The 19,280-nt window shown below is 63.7% G+C and carries 17 protein-coding genes and 1 pseudogene; 8 read left to right on the forward strand and 10 right to left on the reverse strand.

Annotated features, from left to right (window positions below):
• Window positions 1-142: 142 nt before the first annotated feature.
• A complete protein-coding gene (locus AC1D05_RS12335; protein ID WP_477440987.1) occupies window positions 143-1,228 on the forward strand; it encodes a GGDEF domain-containing protein in 1,086 nt (361 codons plus the stop codon).
• A 51-nt stretch (window positions 1,229-1,279) separates the two neighbouring features.
• On the opposite strand, the pseudogene AC1D05_RS12340 reads toward AC1D05_RS12335, so the two are convergent.
• A pseudogene (locus tag AC1D05_RS12340) lies at window positions 1,280-1,960 on the reverse strand (antitoxin Xre/MbcA/ParS-like domain-containing protein).
• 343 nt (window positions 1,961-2,303) lie between these two features.
• The gene (locus tag AC1D05_RS12345; protein WP_477440988.1) at window positions 2,304-3,296 is read right to left on the reverse strand and encodes an adenosine kinase; all 993 of its coding nucleotides are present in this window, start codon (window positions 3,294-3,296) and stop codon (window positions 2,304-2,306) included.
• A 265-nt stretch (window positions 3,297-3,561) separates the two neighbouring features.
• On the opposite strand from AC1D05_RS12345, the gene AC1D05_RS12350 reads away from it, so the two are divergent.
• Window positions 3,562-4,464, forward strand: a complete 903-nt coding sequence (locus AC1D05_RS12350) for a DMT family transporter (RefSeq protein WP_477440989.1) — start codon at window positions 3,562-3,564, stop codon at window positions 4,462-4,464.
• Window positions 4,465-4,565: 101 nt separating this feature from the next.
• Window positions 4,566-5,264 (forward strand): sulfate transporter family protein, encoded by a 699-nt coding sequence (locus tag AC1D05_RS12355; RefSeq protein WP_477440990.1) that lies wholly within the window; start codon window positions 4,566-4,568, stop codon window positions 5,262-5,264.
• An 81-nt stretch (window positions 5,265-5,345) separates the two neighbouring features.
• On the opposite strand, the gene AC1D05_RS12360 is transcribed toward AC1D05_RS12355, so the two are convergent.
• The 5 genes from AC1D05_RS12360 to AC1D05_RS12380 all read right to left on the reverse strand — a co-directional run bounded on the left by AC1D05_RS12360 (window position 5,346) and on the right by AC1D05_RS12380 (window position 8,842).
• A complete protein-coding gene (locus tag AC1D05_RS12360; protein ID WP_477440991.1) occupies window positions 5,346-6,149 on the reverse strand; it encodes an isocitrate lyase/PEP mutase family protein in 804 nt (267 codons plus the stop codon).
• A gap of 78 nt (window positions 6,150-6,227) precedes the next feature.
• Entirely contained in the window at window positions 6,228-7,082 is an 855-nt protein-coding gene (locus AC1D05_RS12365) for a hypothetical protein (RefSeq protein WP_477440992.1), read from the reverse strand.
• Between the two features lie 66 nt (window positions 7,083-7,148).
• Window positions 7,149-7,808: an HAD family hydrolase gene (locus AC1D05_RS12370; RefSeq protein WP_477440993.1), complete on the reverse strand. Its 660-nt coding sequence runs from the start codon at window positions 7,806-7,808 to the stop codon at window positions 7,149-7,151.
• Window positions 7,808-8,293: a dUTP diphosphatase gene (gene dut, locus AC1D05_RS12375; protein WP_258587666.1), complete on the reverse strand. Its 486-nt coding sequence runs from the start codon at window positions 8,291-8,293 to the stop codon at window positions 7,808-7,810. Before dut ends, AC1D05_RS12370 begins: the two co-directional genes overlap by 1 nt.
• Before the next feature lie 75 nt (window positions 8,294-8,368).
• Entirely contained in the window at window positions 8,369-8,842 is a 474-nt protein-coding gene (locus AC1D05_RS12380; RefSeq protein ID WP_477440994.1) for an Lrp/AsnC family transcriptional regulator, read from the reverse strand.
• Window positions 8,843-8,955: 113 nt separating this feature from the next.
• Between AC1D05_RS12380 and AC1D05_RS12385 the strand changes: the two genes are divergently transcribed.
• The 3 genes from AC1D05_RS12385 to AC1D05_RS12395 all read left to right on the forward strand — a co-directional run bounded on the left by AC1D05_RS12385 (window position 8,956) and on the right by AC1D05_RS12395 (window position 11,551).
• Window positions 8,956-9,204: a DUF6356 family protein gene (locus AC1D05_RS12385; protein ID WP_477440995.1), complete on the forward strand. Its 249-nt coding sequence runs from the start codon at window positions 8,956-8,958 to the stop codon at window positions 9,202-9,204.
• 15 nt (window positions 9,205-9,219) lie between these two features.
• Window positions 9,220-10,017, forward strand: a complete 798-nt coding sequence (locus AC1D05_RS12390; protein ID WP_477440996.1) for a class II glutamine amidotransferase — start codon at window positions 9,220-9,222, stop codon at window positions 10,015-10,017.
• 160 nt (window positions 10,018-10,177) lie between these two features.
• A complete protein-coding gene (locus AC1D05_RS12395) occupies window positions 10,178-11,551 on the forward strand; it encodes an amidase (RefSeq protein WP_477440997.1) in 1,374 nt (457 codons plus the stop codon).
• Here the strand turns inward: AC1D05_RS12395 and AC1D05_RS12400 are convergent.
• The gene (locus tag AC1D05_RS12400) at window positions 11,545-12,618 is read right to left on the reverse strand and encodes an NAD(P)/FAD-dependent oxidoreductase (protein WP_477440998.1); all 1,074 of its coding nucleotides are present in this window, start codon (window positions 12,616-12,618) and stop codon (window positions 11,545-11,547) included. The genes AC1D05_RS12395 and AC1D05_RS12400 overlap by 7 nt on opposite strands.
• Before the next feature lie 195 nt (window positions 12,619-12,813).
• Between AC1D05_RS12400 and AC1D05_RS12405 the strand changes: the two genes are divergently transcribed.
• On the forward strand, window positions 12,814-14,406 hold the full coding sequence (locus AC1D05_RS12405) for a peptide chain release factor 3 (protein ID WP_477440999.1): 1,593 nt from the start codon (window positions 12,814-12,816) through the stop codon (window positions 14,404-14,406).
• 292 nt (window positions 14,407-14,698) lie between these two features.
• On the opposite strand, the gene AC1D05_RS12410 is transcribed toward AC1D05_RS12405, so the two are convergent.
• A complete protein-coding gene (locus AC1D05_RS12410; RefSeq protein WP_477441000.1) occupies window positions 14,699-15,169 on the reverse strand; it encodes a VOC family protein in 471 nt (156 codons plus the stop codon).
• Window positions 15,170-15,438: 269 nt separating this feature from the next.
• On the opposite strand from AC1D05_RS12410, the gene ilvD reads away from it, so the two are divergent.
• A complete protein-coding gene (gene ilvD / locus AC1D05_RS12415) occupies window positions 15,439-17,283 on the forward strand; it encodes a dihydroxy-acid dehydratase (RefSeq protein WP_477441001.1) in 1,845 nt (614 codons plus the stop codon).
• A gap of 156 nt (window positions 17,284-17,439) precedes the next feature.
• Here the strand turns inward: ilvD and AC1D05_RS12420 are convergent, their stop codons facing one another.
• Entirely contained in the window at window positions 17,440-19,194 is a 1,755-nt protein-coding gene (locus AC1D05_RS12420) for an ABC transporter ATP-binding protein (RefSeq protein ID WP_477441191.1), read from the reverse strand.
• Window positions 19,195-19,280 lie beyond the last annotated feature (86 nt).

Raw genomic sequence — 19,280 nt, forward strand, 5'->3', positions numbered from 1 at the left:
AGCTCTTCGAACGCGGCGGCGCGCCAAATGCCGTCGCATCCCCCATAAGACATTGATAAGATTCAGCTGATATAGGGAAGCTCTTGCCGCATGCCGTAACGGCATCCACGGCGCGCTCAGACCGCCAAATGGGGGTGCGGCCATGAAGCATGACGGAGTTTCTGTATCCGTGGTCGGCGAGCGAGCCTACCACGACGAGCGATTGGATGCTTTGCTCAGCATCACCGGCCGCATGGACGGTTATCTCTACCGTTGCCGCAACGACGCGTCCTACACCATGCTCTATATCAGTGACGGCATCTTCACCGTCAGCGGCTATCGGCCGAGCGATTTCATTCACAACGCGGTGCGCGACTATGTCTCGGCCATCCACCCGGATGACCTGCCGTCGGTCTATGCCGCCGTCGACACCGCGCTCGAGGCGCGCTGCAACTGGAACGTCGACTACCGCATCGTGCCCAGCGTCGGCGAACCGCTCTGGGTCCGCGAGATCGGCGGCGGTGTCTGGGACGAAGCCGGCGAACTCGAATTCCTGGAAGGCTTCGTCGTCGACATCAGCGACCGCAAGGTCGTCGAGGACCTCAACGCCCAGCTGCTTCTGGACCTGAAGACCGCCAACGAGGAGCTGTCCGCGCAAAAGCGCGAGATCGAGGTGGCGAAGCAGCAGAGCGACCATTCGGCCAACCATGATGCCTTGACCGACCTGCCCAACCGGCGTGCCTTCCACAACGAGCTCAAATCGGTGGTCGCCCGCTGCGGCGCCACCGGCGAGGCGGCCGGGCTTCTGTTCATCGACCTCGACCGGTTCAAGGAAGTCAACGACACGCTCGGCCATGAGGCCGGCGATGCGCTGCTGCAGCGCGTGTCGAGCCAGCTTCGCTCGATCCTGCGCAGCGCCGATTTCGTCGCCCGGCTTGGCGGCGACGAGTTCGCCTTCCTGTTCTCGGCCGACACCGATCTGGCGCAGCTGAAGGCCGTACGCGTCGCCGAACGCATCCTGGAACGGTTGCGGATCAAGGTTCCGACGCCCAATGGCGCCATTCAGGTCGGCTGCACCGTCGGCGTCGCCATGTATCCGGCGGAAGCAGGCGATTGCGAAGCGTTGATCGCGCTCGCCGACCGGCTGATGTACATCGGCAAAAAGAGCGGCCGTAACCGGCTGGTCACCGCCAGCGAAATGACGCCGCAACAGCCATCGTCCGGGCCTCACCTTCGCAAGACCGCGTAGAGCTATCGGCGCGAATTTAACGTCGACACCGACATCCCGACCGTGCCGGCTTCAGCCCGGCGCGAATACCCGCGCCGCCTCGACGACCTCCTCGATCTGGTCCTGCCGCAGCAGGTCGATCGGAATGCGGCCGTCGAGTTGCGCTGCCGGCCGTGTCAGCCACAGCCAGGTCAGTCTCGGATTGCCGATCAGCGACAGCACGTCGCTGATGCCTGCCACCGGCCTGCCGTCGACGAACTGCGCCAGGGGAAAACGTGTTTGCGGCCGCCCTTGCGCAAGGCGATGACGTCGCCGCGCCTTTGCCAGCGGTGCAGGGTCGAGCGGGCGATGCGCAAATTCTCTTCCAGATAGGTCGAGCCGGCGACGTGTCCGGCCCAGTCCTCGATCAGCATCGATTCGAGGTCGTCGGACTGGGGTGGTGGGGGAACCGTCTCATCGGCCAACAAGGCGGTTGGCAGGTTCGTGGCCCCGGCCTCGCTGCGGCGCGCGGCTTCCGCCGCCAGCGCGCACGAATTTCGAGGCAAGGCCCGGAAGGTCGGCATGGATGGCGCGCTGGTGCTTCGGCGACAGCAAGGTGACGGCCGACGCTATGCTGCCGGCGATCTTGCCGACCGAGACAACGGTGGATTGGTTGATCGCCTCGTCATAATGGGCAAGCGCGCGTTCGACGCCCTCCGCGACCATCTCCGCGAAGTCGTCCTGTCCAAGACCGGTAGTCTGAAATCTGCTCATGCATCTGTCTTCCGGCCGCGCGCGCTCCTCCCTCAGCCGCGGCCGATTGCTGGATTTCTAGTGCGGAAAACGGAAATCATGGCGGCAACGGAACGCGCCGCCCGACAGCTTGCTGTCTTGCATCTTTCAACACCCCATCTGAACGCAGGCGCCCCGAAATGTCAGTCACAGGACGCTCTCGATTTCGTGTAGGAGCGATATGTGACAATCACGCGACGGTGAGAAGCGGTCCGCGCAGCGGACGAAAAGCCAAATGCTTGGCTTTTCGAGCTTCGAACGCCCTGAGCCTGCGAAGGGCTGTGCCGCGGCCGGCTGTTTAAAACAGAAGCGCCGGGCTTTTCAGCTACAGCAACCCGGCCAGTTCCGCCTCGCGGCGCAGATTCTGCCTCGGCCTTGGGCCGAGCTGCTGGATCACGAGGCCGGCGGCCAGTGAGCCGAGGTCGCCGCAGGTCTTGAGGTCGCGGCCTTGCGTGTAGCCGTGCAGGAAACCTGCGGCGTAGAGGTCGCCGGCGCCCGTCGTGTCGACCAGCTCCCGGATCGTGGTCGCCTGGATGACCACGGTCTCGTCGCCGCGCACGATGACCGAGCCTTTTTCCGAGCGGGTGACGGCGGCTATTCTGCAGTCCTTGCGGATCTTCGCCAGCGCCTCGTCGAAGGACGATGTCTGGTAGAGCGACTTGATCTCGTGGCTGTTGGCGAAGACGATATCGACCGTGCCGGAGCGCATCAGGTCGAGAAACTCGTCGCGGTAGCGGTCGACGCAGAACGAATCCGACAGCGTCATCGAAACCTCGCGGCCGGCCGCGTGGGCCAGCCTGGCCGTCTGCCGGATCGCTTCCTTGGCGCGTGGCGGGTCCCACAGATAGCCCTCGAAATAGGTGACCTTGGCGCCCGATGCCTTGTCGGCCTCGACATCTTCCGGTCCGAGCTCGACACAGGCGCCGAGATAGGTGTTCATCGAGCGCTCGCCGTCGGGCGTGACGAAGATCATCGAGCGCGCCGTCGGCGGCTCGCCCGTGAGCGGTTTGGTGTCGAAGGCGACACCTTGGGCATGGATGTCGTGCGCATAGATTTCGCCCAGCGCATCATTGGAGACCTTGCCGAAGAAGGCGGCGCGTCCACCAAAGGAGGCGACGCCGGCCGCCGTGTTGCCGGCGCTGCCGCCGGAGGCCTCGATCGCCGGGCCCATGCGGCTGTAGAGCAGTTCGGCGCGCTGCGTGTCGATGAGGTTCATCGCGCCCTTGATAATGCCGTTGGTTTCGAGGAAGTCTTCCTCGCACTGGGCGATGATGTCGACAATGGCATTGCCGATGCAAAGCACGTCATAATCCGGCATCAATGTCTCCACCAAAAACCTAGAGCAATTCCAGGAAAAGTGCTTAGCGGTTTTCCCACAGGAATTGCGTACAAAGAGAGAGCCGGCTTCTTGCCACGCCCGGGCGGGTCTACAGCATGACCCTGAAATTTTGCAACCGATTTTCTGTCCTTGCCGGCGTAGCGGTAGCAGCCAGGCGCTACGACAATTCGACCGTGGACGAAGCATTTCTTCGCGGCGTCGCCTAGAACACGCTCGATCACACCCGAAGGCGGCGAGCCCCCCAATGTCTGCAAAGAGCGATACAACCACCGACCTGGCATTGCTCGGCCTGCTGGCGGTGCTGTGGGGCGCTTCCTACACCTTCATCAAGATCGGCGTCGAAACGATCCCGCCGGTCACCTTCATCGCGGCCCGCACCATGATCGCCGGTGGCATCCTGTTCGCCATCATCCGCTGGCGCGGGCTTGCCATGCCGCGCGATGCGGCCACCTGGCGCCGCTTCGCCTTCCAAGCCTGCCTCAACAGCGTCATACCGTTCACGCTGATCGCCGCGGCCGAGCGCTCGGTGGATGCCGGCCTCGCCACCATCCTCAACTCCACTTCGCCGATCTTTACTTTCGTTTTCACCGCGCTCATCACTCGCCATGAGCCGGTCACGGTGCGCAAACTGATCGGTGTCGGAGCCGGCATTGCCGGCATCTGCCTCATCGTCGGCACCGAGGCGCTGGGTGGTCTCGGCCACGAACTGTGGGCGCAGGTGGCCATCGTCGTCGCAACGATCTGCTACGCCGCTGCCGCCATCTTCGGCCGTGGCTTCAAGGGCCTCGATCCGATGCTGCCGGCGGCAGGCTCGATGCTGTGCGGCGCGGTCATGCTGGTGCCGCTCAGCCTGGTGGTCGATCAGCCCTGGACGTTGACGCCCTCGACCGCATCGATCCTGGCCCTTCTTGGGCTGTCGGTGTTCTCGACGGCGCTCGCCTTCGTCATCTATTTCCGCCTCATCCACACGCTGGGTTCTGTCGGCACGACGTCGCAGGCCTATCTGCGCGTGCCGATCGGCGTCGGCATCGGTGCTGTCTTCCTCGGCGAAAGCCTGGGTCCGACGGCATGGCTGGGCATGGGTTTTGTCGTGGTCGGCGTCGCGGCCATGACCATACCGGTCAGGAAGCCGGCTTTCGCGCGGTAGAGCAAAGCAAAGAAACCGTACGCTTGTGCTCGCGACCCGCGCTGCCTATCTCGTGAACGTCCCGCCTTCCGGCGGTGTCGCTGACCTGGGGTTGAAGCACGGTGATTTTCGACGCTGCCCGCACTGCGGCCCTCGAGCTGCTCTCGCCGCCGTTTCGTGCCGTGTTCATCAAGACGCTGGGCCTGACCGTGCTGGCGCTGGTCGCCTTGTGGTTCGGCCTGACCAGCCTTGTCGAGTGGCTGGCTCTGCCGTGGCTCCAGACCTTGTTGCCGGGCATACCGTCCTGGGCCGGCTGGCTGGGCGGCATCGTCGCGGCAATCGCGCTTGCCTTCGGCATGGCCCTGCTCGTCGCGCCGGTCACGGCGGTGATCGCCGGCCTGTTCCTCGACGATATCGCCGAAGTGGTCGAGCGCACCGACTATCCACGCGACCCGCCCGGCCGTGCCATGCCGGCCCTGCGCTCGCTGGTGCTGGCGATAAAATTCGTCGGCGTCGTTATAGCAGGCAACATCGTGGCGCTCATGCTTCTGCTGGTGCCGGGCATCAACATCGCCGCCTTCTTCATCGTCAACGGTTACCTGCTCGGCCGCGAATTCTTCGAATTCGCCGCCATGCGCGTTCACGGGGAGGACGAGGCCAGGGCCTTGCGCCGGCAATATGCCGGCACGGTCTTTCTCGCCGGGCTGGTCATCGCGGCCTTCCTTGCCGTGCCGCTGCTCAATCTGCTGACGCCGCTCTTCGCCGCCGCCATGATGGTGCATCTGCACAAGGCGGTTTCGGCGCGCGAAAGCCGCCGGTGATTCTTTGTGTTGCGCAATTCCGGACGGAACGCGCGGCGCGCTTCCCCGGGAAAACCGCGTCACACTTTTCCTGGAATTGCTTTAACCCGGGGATTTGCCGAACAGCGCCTGCAATTTGCCGAATGGCATGGCGGCGCGGGTGAAACCGAATGTGCCGTCCTGCTGGATTTCGCGCGCCGCCGTCTCCAGCATGCCGTAAGCGAAGTTGGTCAGCCACGGCCCGAGCGAAATGCGTTTCACACCAGCCATTGAAAGATCCGCGATGGTGAAGCCAGGCTTCGCCATGACGTTGACCGGTTTGCCGACCGAAGAGCAGATCGTGCGCACCATCTCGACGTCGCCGATGCCCGGCGCATAGAGCACGTCGGCGCCGGCCTTCTCGAAGGCCTGCAGCCGCTTGATGGTGTCGTCGAGATCGGACTTGCCCCAGAGAAAATTCTCGGCGCGCGCCGTGAACACGAAATCACGCTTCAGGGCGCGTGCTGCCTCCACCGCCGCAGCAACGCGTTCGACGGCGTGTGCAAAATCATAGATCGGCTTGTCGGGGTCGCCGGTGTGGTCCTCGATCGAGCAGCCGGCAAGGCCGGCCGCTTCCGCCGCGAAGATGGTTTCGGCGGCCTGCTCGGCGCTGTCGCCCTTGCCTTTCTCGAGATCGGCCGACACCGGCAGGTCGGTCGCCGCCGTCACCTCGCGGCAATGGTGGATCATCTGCTCGAAGGTCACCGCGCCATCCGGCAGGCCGCGCGAAAAGGCAAAGCCGGCACTGGTCGTCGCCAGCGCCTTGAAACCGAAGGAACCGAGCAGCTTGGTCGTGCCCGGATCCCAGGGATTGGGCATGACGAAGGTCGAGGCATGCAGGTCGCGAAAGATCTTGCCCTTGTCCATAGTAGTTCCCCCATCATGTGGCGTGGCTCTGCGGAATTTATCCTGCCCTTCCTGGCCGGGCAAACGAATGCGATTGGTTTAGAAGCGTTTGGCGTTCTCTGCTGACAAACGCTCGAATGCCTTGGAATCCTTGACGTAGCGCGAACGCTTCTTGTTCCAGTGATAGGTTACGGAGATCCGGTGGGACGCCATCTTCGGCGGTGCGTCATCGCAGCTATCACCGGTCGGTCCCGTGGTGTCTGTCACCGTCACTTTGATCGCGGCATGGCGCCGGCCCTCTGCGATGGCCCTGAAGGCAATGTCCTGCGTCCGGCTGAAGGCACATACGTGCTCGTCGAGCATGTAGATCATGTCGATCAGCTTGAGCTTGTCGTTGGCGACCATGATCAGCGACGCGATCACATAGTTCTGGTTTGAATTGGAATGCGAGCTCTCGATCGTGAGGATGTCATCGTTGGCGCCGATGGCGAGTTTGCCCGGTTTCTGGAAATAGGTGCTGCGGTCGACCGCGACATTGGCCGCATCGAGCAGCATCGGCTTGGCCGTGACGTCGTAGAGCGCCAGCACCGCATAGCCCTCGGCGCTGTCGGGAGAATCGCCGAGGTCGAAAAGCACCGCCAGTCGGTCCTTGCCGCCAGACTTGATGGAGAGCGCCTCGGCGTTCGAAAGGCTCGATGCTTCGGGCGGGGACCCGCCGCTATCCGGGCCCTCTATGTGGCGCATCTCGATCGGCAGCGCGCCCTTGTAGAAACCGCCCCTGTCCGTGGCGAGGTCCGGGATGACCATCCTGGCCAGGTCGAGATAGGTAGCATCGCTGCGGCCAGGTAGGGCGCTGTTGAGTTCGGGAAAGCTCACGGTCTGCGCGCCGGCCGCAGTCCACAAGAACGGCAGCATCGTCACGGCGAGGATGACGCGGAAAAGGCTCGTTGGCATGAGGCCCCCCAGGATCAGGCCACTCACGCTAGCACGGGTTCCGGTTCCGTGCAGCCGTGCCGAGATTCAGTGGATCGGCACCAGCCCGGCCAGTTCGCGCATGTCGTTGAACAGGATGCCGCCGGCCTGGATCAGGCCATCGCGGTCGGAATAGGGGTCGCCGTGATAGGAAAACACCCGCATGCCGGCGGCTATGCCGGCCTGTGTGCCGGCGACGCTGTCTTCGACGACGATGCAGTCGGCGGGCGCGAAGCCCATGGTCTTGGCCGCATGCAGGAACAGGTCCGGGAACGGCTTGCCGCGCCCGACCATGGTCGAGGAAAACATCGCACGTTCGAACAGCGGCAACAGCCCGGTCTGGCCAAGCGTGATGTGCATTTTTGAAATCCTGGCCGAGGTGGCGACGCAATAGGGGATGCCGGCCGCTCGGACCGCCTCGATGAACTCCCGCACATAGGGGATCGCCTCGACGCCATGGGAAAACAGGTCCGGCAGGCCGGCATTCCAGCGATCGACGAAATCGGCGCCGAGCCGGACCTCGGTCTGCTCTTCGATTTCCTTCTGCACCGAGAGCATGCTGCGGCCGGAGAAATTCTTGCGGCAGTATTCGAAGTTCGTCGGGTAGCCGGCCGCGCTCAGCCATTCCGCAAGGCGTCGATTGGCTAGGTTCTCAGTGTCGACCAGGATCCCGTCGCAGTCGAAGATAACGAGTTTCGGAATTCGCATCAGGCGGTGCCGGTCGATCCGAACCCGCCCGAGCCACGCGCCGTGCCGCCGGCGAGCGAACGCTCTTCGACAGCCGCCTGCGTCACGACAGCAAAAACGATCTGGGCGATGCGCATGCCGCGCGTCACCGCGAAATCCTCGTCGCCGTGATTGATCAGCAGCACCTTCACCTCGCCGCGATAGTCACTGTCGACCGTTCCCGGCGAATTGAGGACGGTGAGGCCATGCTTGAAAGCCAGGCCCGAGCGCGGCCGCACCTGGCCTTCCATGCCTTCGGGGATTTCCAGGATCAGCCCGGTCGGCACCAGCGCGCGTTTGCCAGGCAGGATCAGCAGCGGCCGGTCGTCGGGCACAGCGGCGCGCAAATCCATGCCGGCGGCGCCGGCGCTTTCATAGGCGGGGAGGGGTAGTCCTTCGGCATGCGGCAATCTGACGAAGCCGACGGTCGGACCGATGACGGAGGAGTTTTGAAGGGCTGCACGCATAAAATCGATCCTATCGGCGCGATTGCCGATTCGGTCAATTCGCCCGCACCGCTATCAACGGCTTTCTTTCCGGCATCAGTATGACCAAGCCATCGGAACCACCGTCGTCTCCTTGATCTCCTCCATGACGAAGGAGGCGGAAACGTCCGACAACGCCACCTTGGCGATCAGCCGCTGGTAGAGCCGGTCATAGGCCTTCACGTCGGCAACGCGGGCGCGCAAGACATAGTCTAGGTCGCCGGACATGCGGTAAACGCCGGTGATCTCGGGAAAACCGGTCACCGCCGCCCGGAATTTCTGCAGCCAGTCCGGATCATGGTTGGACGTGCGGATCAGGATGAACACCGACAGGCCAAGCCCGAGCTTTTCGGCGTCGACCAGCGCCACGCGGCCGGTGATGACGCCATCCTCCTCCAGCCGCTTGACGCGCCGCCAACAGGCATTGCGCGACAAGGCCACGCGTTCAGACAGCTGGTCGACCGACAAGGTGCCGTCGCGTTGCAATTCGGCAAGCAGTTTTCGGTCTATTTCGTCGATATCAAGCGCCATATTGGGATGTTTGTCCCATGGAATGACAAAAGACAAGGATATTTTGAGACCGATGAACCGGCGAAGCGTGTCAGGATACACATATCGGAACGCCAGCGCTGAAGGGGACCTCAATGTCGCTCGCAAGGATTTTCACCTCTCATCCGGCCAAGGTTGGCGAAACCTATTTCGGCCATATGGGCTTTGCCGCCTGGTTTTCCTCGCGTTTGCTGATGGCGGCGGGTGCCGCGCTCGTTCATGCTTTCTTGCCATTTCTCTTCGAGACTACGGCAAGCCGAATCGTTCGCGAGCTTTACGAGCGGACGCACAACAGAGGCACACACGCGACCAAGGAGCCGGCGGCTCTTCTGGATCGCGCTTAGAGGGCGACAGAAGCGATGTGCCGGTGGGCGGCCTATCTCGGTGAAGCGGTCTTTCTCGAAGGCATTCTGACCGCGCCCTGTCACTCGCTGATCGCCCAGAGCCATTGCGCCCAGGAAGCGAAGTCGCCGACCAATGGCGACGGTTTTGGCCTTGCCTGGTATGGCGACCGGCCCGAGCCTGGCCTCTATCGCGACATCCTGCCGGCCTGGTCGGATCCCAATCTGAAGAGCCTGTGCCGGCAGATCAAATCCGGGCTGTTCCTCGCTCATGTGCGGGCCTCCACCGGCGGCGCCACCAGCCGCATGAACTGCCATCCCTTTATCTCGGGGCGCTGGTCGTTCATGCATAATGGCCAGATCGGCGGCTTCGAAAAGATCCGCCGCGCGCTGGAGAATTCGCTGTCCGACGCCGTTTTCGACCAGCGCGAAGGCACCACCGATTCCGAGCTGTTTTTTCTCCTCATGATCGACGAGGGATTGGCTGGCGACCCGCAAGGTGCGGTGTCGCGCGCCACCAGCCGCGTGCTGGAAGCCTCGCGCCGCGCCGGCCTCGAACCGGCGCTGAAACTCACCGCCGCCTTCTCGGATGGGCAGGCGCTGCACGCGGTGCGCTACGCCACCGACGCCCACGCGCCGACGCTCTACACTTCCGTTTTGCGCAGGGGCGGCCGCTGCATCGTTTCGGAGCCGTTTGATCGCGAGGGTGGCGACTGGCAGGCGATCCCGCCATCGAGCTTCGTCACCATGACTGGGGATGGCATTGCCATTCGGCCTTTCGTGCCGGCATCGGCCAGACTGGCCCTGGCAGTCTAATTGCAAATAGCGGCGACGCTGCAGGACAGCGCGCCGACCTCACCGATTGTCTGCGCAATTTCGATCAAGTACTGCCAAGCTCCGAATGCTCAACTCCTCTTGAAGCAGCGCCGCTGTCCGCCATTTTCCAGGTGAGCGCCGCCAAGCCGGAGCCTTGATCATGCATCCCGTCTTTTCCTCGACAACCGATCTCGCCGCCGCCATCGCCCGGCGCGAAATCTCTGCCGTCGAGGCACTCGACGCCCATCTGGCGCAGATCGACAGCCACAACGCGGCAATCAACGCCGTCATCTCGCTCGACCGGGAAGGCGCGTACGAACGCGCCAAAAAGGCAGACGCCGCACTCGCGCGCGGCGCCACGCCCGGATCGCTGCACGGCGTTCCCTTCACGCTGAAGGACACGCACGAAACGACAGGCATGAAAACCACGGTCGGCTTCCCGCCGTTCGCCGATTATGTCGCCAGACACGACAGCCCGGTCGTCGCCAGGCTGAAGGCGGCTGGCGGCGTCCTGATGGCCAAGACCAATGTCGCCACCATGCTATCGGACTGGCAATCGACCAATCCGTTGTTCGGCCGCACCGGTAATCCATGGAACCTTGAGCGCACCGCCGGCGGGTCCAGCGGTGGTGCCGCAGCGGCGGTCGCGGCCGGGATGACGCCGTTCGATGTCGGCACCGACATGCAGGATTCAATCCGCCTGCCCGCCGCCTTCTGCGGCGTCTATGGATTGAAACCAACGGAGCATCGCGTCTCGCTGGCCGGTGCTTTTCCCGATCCGGGCGGCGCCGCACGCAGCGTGCGGCTGATGTCCTGCCTTGGGCCACTGGCGCGCCGCGTGAACGATTTGGCGTTGATCTATCGGATCATCGCCGGGCCGGACGGGCGCGACACCGATCTCACGCCGGTGCCGGTCAACGACATGCCGAAACTCGATCTCAAGACGCTGCGCATCGCCTTCGCGCCGTCCTTCCCTGGTTTCCCGGTGGCGGACGAGATCAGCTCTGCTGTCGAAAATCTCGCCGCGCAGCTGCAATCGGCCGGCGCGATCGTCGAGGAAGCGAAACTGCCCAAGCTCGATCTGCACGACGATCTCTCCCAGGGCGGCGCGCTGATCGGCATGATGATGGAAGCCGCGCAGCCCGAACCGCCGGAGCAGCCGACGTCCGTCTCGCGCTGGTTCGAAGCGCTCGCCCGCCGCGACCGCTCAATTCTCGCCTGGGAACAGTTCTTCGAAAACTGGGATGCGCTGCTCTGCCCGGTCGCCATGACCACGGCCTTCCCGCATTGCGAGCCGGGCACGCCGATCAAGGTCGACGGCAAGGATCAAAGCTACTGGATGCTGCCGGCCTATGGTGCCGTCTTCAACTACAGTGGCCATCCCGCACATGCGATGCCGTGCGGAGAAAATCGCGACGGCCTGCCGATCGGCCTGCAACTGGTCGGCAAACGCTGGTCGGAATCCCGGCTGCTTGGCATTGCGGCGGCGATTGAGCCGTTCACCGGTGGCTTCCGCCGCCCGCCCGGCTACTGAGCGAAGCGCGACAACCCATAGGGCGCAAGCAGCGGATCGCGCTCGCCGTCAAGAATTTCCCGTGTGGCGAACAGGCCGACGGCCGGCGCCAGCGTGATGCCGGAGTGCATGACGGTGATATAGAGGCCGTCCATGCCCTCGGCTCGGCCGATGATCGGAAAGCCGTCGATCGGATTGGGGCGGTAGCCGATGGTGTGGAAATCGAGTTCCAGCCCGTCGGCGCCGCGCAACGCTGCCTTCGCCACTGCGAACAAGTTGCGGGCCGTGGTTTCAGGATCATCGCCTGGATCGCCGCCGGCGAAATCCGAGCCGGCGATGATGCGGCCTTCAGCCGTCTGGCGCATGTGCAGCCTCTCGGCGTGCACCAGCCCATTGAGCAGCTTTTTGTATGGCCGCGAATGGACGATCAGACCCGGCGGCGTCTCGATCGGCAGGCTGATCCCCGCCGTCGCGGCAATCGCCGGTGCGCCGACGCCAGCTGCGATCACCACCTCGTCGGCGGCAATCAGCCCATGCGACGTGTCCACGCCGGCAATGCTGCCGTTTGTGATTGCCAGTGCCGAGACCGTGCTGGCAATGACCCGCGCGCCACGCCGTTCGGCATCCGCGAGCAGGGTCTTGGCCGTCGCAACCGGCTCGGCCACGCCTTCCTCCGCGACATAAACAGCGAATTCGGGAGGCACGACGAGGTTGGGCTCGATTTGCGCCGCCCGGTCGCGGCCAACGCGTTCGATGCCGTAGCCCCATGAAGAGTGTTCGGCCGCGTAGGCTTCGAGCCGGTCGGGCGGCAGGTCCCAGCATAGTCCGCCGCACCAGGCGAGCGGCAGTCCTGGCAGTTCATCTGCCAGCCGTCTCCACTCGGCCATCGCACGGCTGCGCAGCCGGAAATAGATCTCGGGATTGCCCCAGCTGGCGTTGATCCAGGCAAAGGAGTTGGGCGTGGCGACGCCACCAGGCGCGCTATCGGCTATGACCGTCACCTGCGCGCCAGCCTTGGTCAGATGCCAGGCAATGGAGGCGCCGATGATGCCGGCGCCGATGACAATGACCTGTTTCGCCGCCGCCATGCTTGCTCCTCTGTCTCGTGATCCAAGGGATGGTCATCCAATTGGCATTCCTATGGCCGCTTGCCAATGCCGAAATGCGCGCAGGCTTGAGGGATGGAGAGAGACGGCATCCGGCGGCGTCCGCGCCGCCGGGGCGGTCGACAGCCCGGCACTACGCTGCTAGAAGCCCGGCCTGTCACACGGAAATCCCAGAGAATGCCCGAAACAATACCAGAGGAAGTGGCGCGCCGCCGCACTTTCGCGATCATCGCGCACCCGGACGCCGGCAAGACGACGCTCACCGAAAAGCTGCTGCTGTTCGGCGGCGCCATCCAGCTTGCCGGCGAGGTCAAGGCCAAGAAGGACAAGATCCAGACCCGGTCCGACTGGATGAAGATCGAGCGTGAGCGCGGCATTTCTGTCGTCACCTCGGTGATGACCTTCGAATATGAAGACAATGTCTTCAACCTGCTCGACACGCCCGGCCACGAGGATTTCGCCGACGACACTTATCGCACATTGTCGGCGGTCGACTCGGCCGTCATGGTCATCGACGCCGCCAAGGGCATCGAGCCACGCACGTTGAAGCTGTTCGAGGTCTGCCGGCTGCGCGACATCCCGATCATCACCTTCGTCAACAAGATGGACCGCGAAAGCCGCGACCCGTTCGAGATCCTGGACGAGATCGAGCAGAAGCTGGCGCTGGACACCGCACCCATCACCTGGCCGATCGGCCGCGGCAAGACGTTCTCCGGCACCTATCACCTCGCGTTGAACGCCGTGCGCAAGGGCGATGACGAGAAGGAGCGCACACCGGTCAACGGTCCCGATTCCAACCGCGTCGCCGGCCTGCTGCCGGAAAACGAGCGCGAGGCCTTCATCGAGGAACTGGAGCTCGCGCGCGAAGCGTGCAGACCCCTTGATATAGAAGCCTTTCGCGAGGGCCATCTGACGCCGGTCTATTTCGGCTCGGCGCTGCGCAATTATGGCGTGCGCGACCTGATCGAGGCGCTCGGCGCCTTCGGTCCGCCGCCGCGCGCGCAGGAAGCCGACACCCGCAAGGTCGAGGCGACGGAGGACAAGATGACCTCCTTCGTCTTCAAGATCCAGGCCAATATGGACCCCAATCATCGCGATCGCATCGCTTTCGTGCGCGTCTGCTCGGGCAAGCTCGAGCGCGGCATGAAGGCCAAGCTGGTGCGCACGGGCAAGCCGATGAGCCTGTCGGCGCCGCAATTCTTCTTCGCCCGCACCCGCGTCACGGCGGATGAGGCGTTTGCCGGCGACGTCGTCGGCATCCCCAACCACGGCACGCTGCGCATCGGCGATACGCTGACCGAGGGCGAGGAAATCCTTTTCAGGGGCGTGCCGAATTTCGCTCCGGAAATCCTGCGTCGCGTCCGCCTCGGCGATGCGATGAAGGCGAAAAAGCTCAAGGAAGCGCTGCACCAGATGGCCGAGGAAGGCGTCGTGCAGTTGTTCTCGCCGGAGGACGGCTCACCAGCCATTGTCGGCGTCGTCGGCGCGCTGCAGCTCGACGTTTTGAAAGAACGGCTGAACTTCGAATACACGCTGCCGGTCGAGTTCGAGATGTCGCGCTTTTCCGTCTGCCGCTGGATTTCGGCCGACGACAAGGCCGAGACGCTTCGCTTCATCGAGGCGCATCGCGGCGACATCGCCAGGGATCTCGACAACGATCCAGTGTTCTTGGCCCAGCACGCTTTCTCTCTGAATTACGAGGCCGAACGCTGGAAAGCCATCCGCTTCGCCACCATCAAGGACTATCAGGTCCGCGATAAGGCGGCCTGAGCGCCTCTTCCTTCTCCCCGTTCACGGGGAGGTGAGGAGTGGTCCGCGCAGCGGACGAAAAGCCAATTGCTTGGCTTTTCGAACGATGAACGCCCGAAGGGCGGATGAGGGCGGCGCCTACCTCAGGGATCATGTGTCCCGGCCCTTCGCAGGCTCCCCAGCCCTTCGGGCGTTCAGCCCCTTCAAAAGGTCCACTGGACCTTTTGATCCGCCCGAAGGCGGACCTGGTCTTCACCGTTCGAAGCTCGAAAAGCCAAGCAATTGGCTTTTCGTCCGCTACGCGGACCGCTTCTCACCCTCTGGCCGCCTCTTCGATCTTGGCGATGTCGATCTTGCTCATCTGCATCATCGCTGACATCACCCGGCCGGCCTTGGCCCGGTCCGCATCCCTGAGCAGGTGCGGCAATTGCTCCGGCACGACCTGCCAGGAGACGCCAAACTTGTCCTTCAGCCAGCTGCATTGCGACGGTTCGCCGCCACCTTCGATGAGCCTGTCCCAGAAATAATCCACCTCTTCCTGCGTCTTGCAGTCGATCGACTGTGACATCGCTTCGTTGAACTTGAATTGCGGTCCGCCGTTGAGCGCCTGGAACTGCACGCCGTCGAGTTCGAACGTGGTCACCAGCGCCTTGCCTTCATCGGCGTGGCCTTCAGGCCAACGCATCACGCTCAGCACCTTCGAATTCTTGAAGATGGACACGTAGAAATTCATCGCCTCTTCGGCCTGGTCGTCGAACCACAGGCAGGTGGTGATCTTTTGCATGTCGTGCTCCTCCGTTTGCTCTTTGCTGTTGCGGTGAAACGGCTGACTCCGAGAATGGTGCCATTTCCGTGCCGTCTGCCCAAGGACGGCCGTGCGGCACGCGATCCGACAGCGGCCTGCGATTTTTTCGGAAGCTCTCGTTTTTTCGGGAAAATCTGGCGCATTGCAAAATTGTGGCCAGACCAAGCGATGGCGTCTATAACGCCTGCGGTCCGAATTCAGCTCTGCCGCGCCATTCCTCGGCTGCGGCCAGCCACCAAGGAAAAAACATGCCTGCCTATCGCTCCCGCACCACCACCCATGGCCGCAACATGGCCGGCGCACGCGGCCTCTGGCGCGCCACCGGCATGAAGGATAGTGATTTCGGCAAGCCGATCATCGCCGTGGTCAATTCCTTCACCCAGTTCGTGCCGGGCCATGTCCATCTGAAGGACCTCGGCCAACTGGTTGCGCGCGAGATCGAAAAAGCCGGCGGCGTCGCCAAGGAATTCAACACCATCGCCGTCGATGACGGCATCGCCATGGGCCATGACGGCATGCTCTATTCGCTGCCGTCGCGCGAGCTGATCGCCGATTCCGTCGAATACATGGTCAATGCCCACTGCGCCGACGCCATGGTCTGCATCTCCAATTGCGACAAGATCACGCCCGGCATGCTGATGGCCTCGTTGCGCCTCAACATCCCGACCGTGTTCGTTTCCGGCGGGCCGATGGAGGCCGGCAAGGTGGTGCTGGCCGGCAAGACGCAGGCGCTCGACCTGGTCGACGCCATGGTCGCGGCCGCCGACGACAAGATTTCCGACGAGGACGTCAAGGTCATCGAGCGTTCGGCCTGCCCGACCTGCGGCTCCTGCTCGGGCATGTTCACTGCCAATTCGATGAATTGCCTGACCGAGGCGCTGGGCCTGTCGTTGCCCGGCAACGGCTCGACGCTGGCGACGCATGCCGACCGCAAGCGGTTGTTCGTCGAGGCCGGCCATCTCATCGTCGATCTCGCCCAGCGCTACTATGAGCAGGATGACGAGACGGCGCTGCCGCGCAGCATCGCCTCGAAGGGCGCTTTCGAGAATGCCATGACGCTCGACATCGCCATGGGCGGCTCGACCAACACGGTGCTGCACATCCTGGCCGCCGCCCATGAGGGCGAGGTCGACTTCACCATGGAAGACATCGACCGGCTGTCGCGGCGTGTTCCGGTGCTCTGCAAAGTCGCGCCGGCCAAGTCCGACGTCCACATGGAAGACGTCCACCGCGCCGGCGGTATCATGGCCATCCTCGGCCAACTCGACAATGCCGGGCTGCTCAACCGCGACCTGCCGACAGTGCATACGGCGAGCCTCGGCGAGGCGCTTGATCACTGGGACATTTCCCGCACGACCAGCCAGAATGTCCGCGATTTCTTCCTCGCAGCACCTGGCGGCGTGCCGACGCAGGTCGCCTTCAGCCAGGACCGTCGCTGGGACGATCTCGACCTTGACCGCGAGAAAGGCGTCATTCGCTCGGCTGGGACGCCGTTCTCGAAAGACGGCGGCCTTGCCGTGCTCAAGGGCAATCTGGCGGTCGACGGCTGCATCGTGAAGACGGCCGGCGTCGACGAGTCGATCCTGAAATTCACCGGCCCGGCGCGGGTGTTCGAAAGCCAGGACGCCTCGGTCAAGGCGATCCTCTCCAACGAGATCAAGGCCGGCGACGTCGTCGTCATTCGCTATGAGGGTCCGCGCGGCGGCCCCGGCATGCAGGAAATGCTCTATCCGACCAGCTATTTGAAGTCGAAAGGCCTGGGCAAGGCCTGCGCGCTGGTCACCGACGGTCGCTTTTCCGGCGGCACGTCGGGCCTGTCGATCGGTCATGCTTCGCCGGAAGCCGCCGAAGGCGGCACGATCGGGCTGGTGCAGGAGGGCGATACGATCGAGATCGACATCCCCAACCGCACCATCCGCCTCGCCGTCAGCGACGAGGAGCTCGCCAGCCGCCGGGCAGCGATGGACGCCAAGGGCGCCTTGGCCTGGAAGCCCGAGGAAAAGCGCAAGCGCAAGGTGACAACGGCACTGCGCGCCTACGCCGCCTTCGCCACCAGCGCCGACAAGGGCGCGGTGCGGCACGTGCCGGAGTAAGGTTCGCGCCGACCCCTCATCCGGCCGCTTCGCGGTCACCTTCTCCCCGTCGGGGAGAAGAGACTGGCGCTGGCGTTGACGACCTCTTCTCCCCTCGGGGAGAAGGTGGCCCGAAGGGCCGGATGAGGGGGCTTGGCTCCTACATCCGGCATACCCTCACGGCATCAGCTGGTACTCATAAAGCTTCTGGTAAAGCCCGCCCTGCCTGAGCAGCGCACGATGGGCTCCGCTCTCCACCACCTTGCCCCCCTCCAGCACCACGATCGTGTCGGCCTGGTGCACCGTCGACAGGCGGTGGGCGATGACGATCGTCGTGCGGCCTTCCGTCAACTGCTGTAGCGCCTCGCGGAACAGCGCTTCGGATTCGGCGTCGAGCGCGCTGGTCGCCTCGTCGAGCAGCAGGATTTCGGCGTCGCGCAGCATGGCGCGCGCGATCGAGATGCGCTGGCGCTGGCCGCCCGACAGCAGGCCGCCATTCTCGCCGACATCGGTGTCATAGCCTTTCGCTTGCGCGATGATGAAGTCATGCGCGTTGGCGGCCTTGGCGGCGGCAATCACCTCTTCGTCGGTCGCGCCCTCTCGCCCAAGCCGGATGTTGTGCATGATGGTGCCGGCAAACAGGAACGTATCCTGGCTGACATAGGCGATCTTTTCCCTGAGCGAGGCGAGTGTCGCATGGGAAATGTCCTGACCGTCGAGCAGCACCTTGCCGCTCTTCGGATCATACATGCGCATGATCAGGTTCAGGATCGTCGACTTGCCGCCGCCGGAAGGCCCGACCAGTGCTGTCATCTTGCCGGGCGCAAGGGTCAGGTCGAACCCTTCGAGCACCGGCGGGCCATCCTGGTAGGCGAAGCTGACGGCATCGAACCGGATCTCGCCCGGCCCGGCCCGAAGCGGTCTCGCATCGGGCGTCTCCGCCAGCGTCAGCGGCGTGTCGGCGAGCTGGAACATCATGCGCACGCCGACAATGCCGCTTTCCAATGAGATCCGGACGCGCGCCAGGCGCTTTGCCGGTTCATAGGCGAGCAGCAGCGCTGCGATGAAGGCCATGATGTTGCCCGGCATCTGGCCGCCCTGCAGGACCAGGAAACCGCTGACCATGACGGCGCCGGCGATCGCCAGGCCAGCGAGCGTCTCCATCACCGGGCTTGTCACCGCTTCCAGCGCAGCGATGTTGTTGGCCCGGTCCTCGACATCAGCCACCGCTTTGTACATGCGCTTGCGCATCAGGCCTTCGAGGTTGAAGGATTTGACCACGCGCACGCCGATCGCCGTTTCCTGCATCACCTGAATGATCTGGCCGACCGAGCGGAATTCCATCGCGGCAAACTTGCGCACACGCTTCAGGATCCGGTTGACGCCATAGATGGCCAGCGGCCCGACGACGAAGCAGATCAGCGACAGCGCCGGCTGTTGCCAGACCATGACACCAATCAGGGCAAGCAGGGTCACCAGGTCGCGAACATAGGAGGTGACGATCAGGTCGAGCACGTTGCGTGCGGCCTGCGCATTGTTGGTCATGCGGGTGATCAGGTCGGATGACGAGGTCAAATGGTAAAATTCGATGCCTTGCGCCAGGATGCGGTCGTAGATCTTGCGCTGACGGTCGGCGATGATGGCGTTGCCGACCCTGCTCATGAAGTAGGCTTGGATGAAATTGGCGAGGCCCTTGAGGATGAATATCCCGGCGACCGCCGCGGCAATCATGTTGACGCGGTCGATCCGTTTGTCGATCACGAATTCATTGGTGATTTCGCGCAGGATCCAGGCGCTGGCAGCCGTCGTGCCGGCCACCACCAGCATTGACAGGATGGCAGCGCCATATCCGAACTTATGCTGCCCGAAGGACTCTTTGACCAGCCGCACGATAAGGCGCTGGTTTTCCATCGAGCGTTCGTCGCGTTTCAGGAACGTCAAGTTCAAGTTCACACGGGGCTTCCATGGTTTGCGAATGTGGCCTTGAGTCCGAAGCCGATCGCTGCGTGGACGAAAGG

This window comes from Mesorhizobium sp. P2_E9, assembly GCF_056403815.1.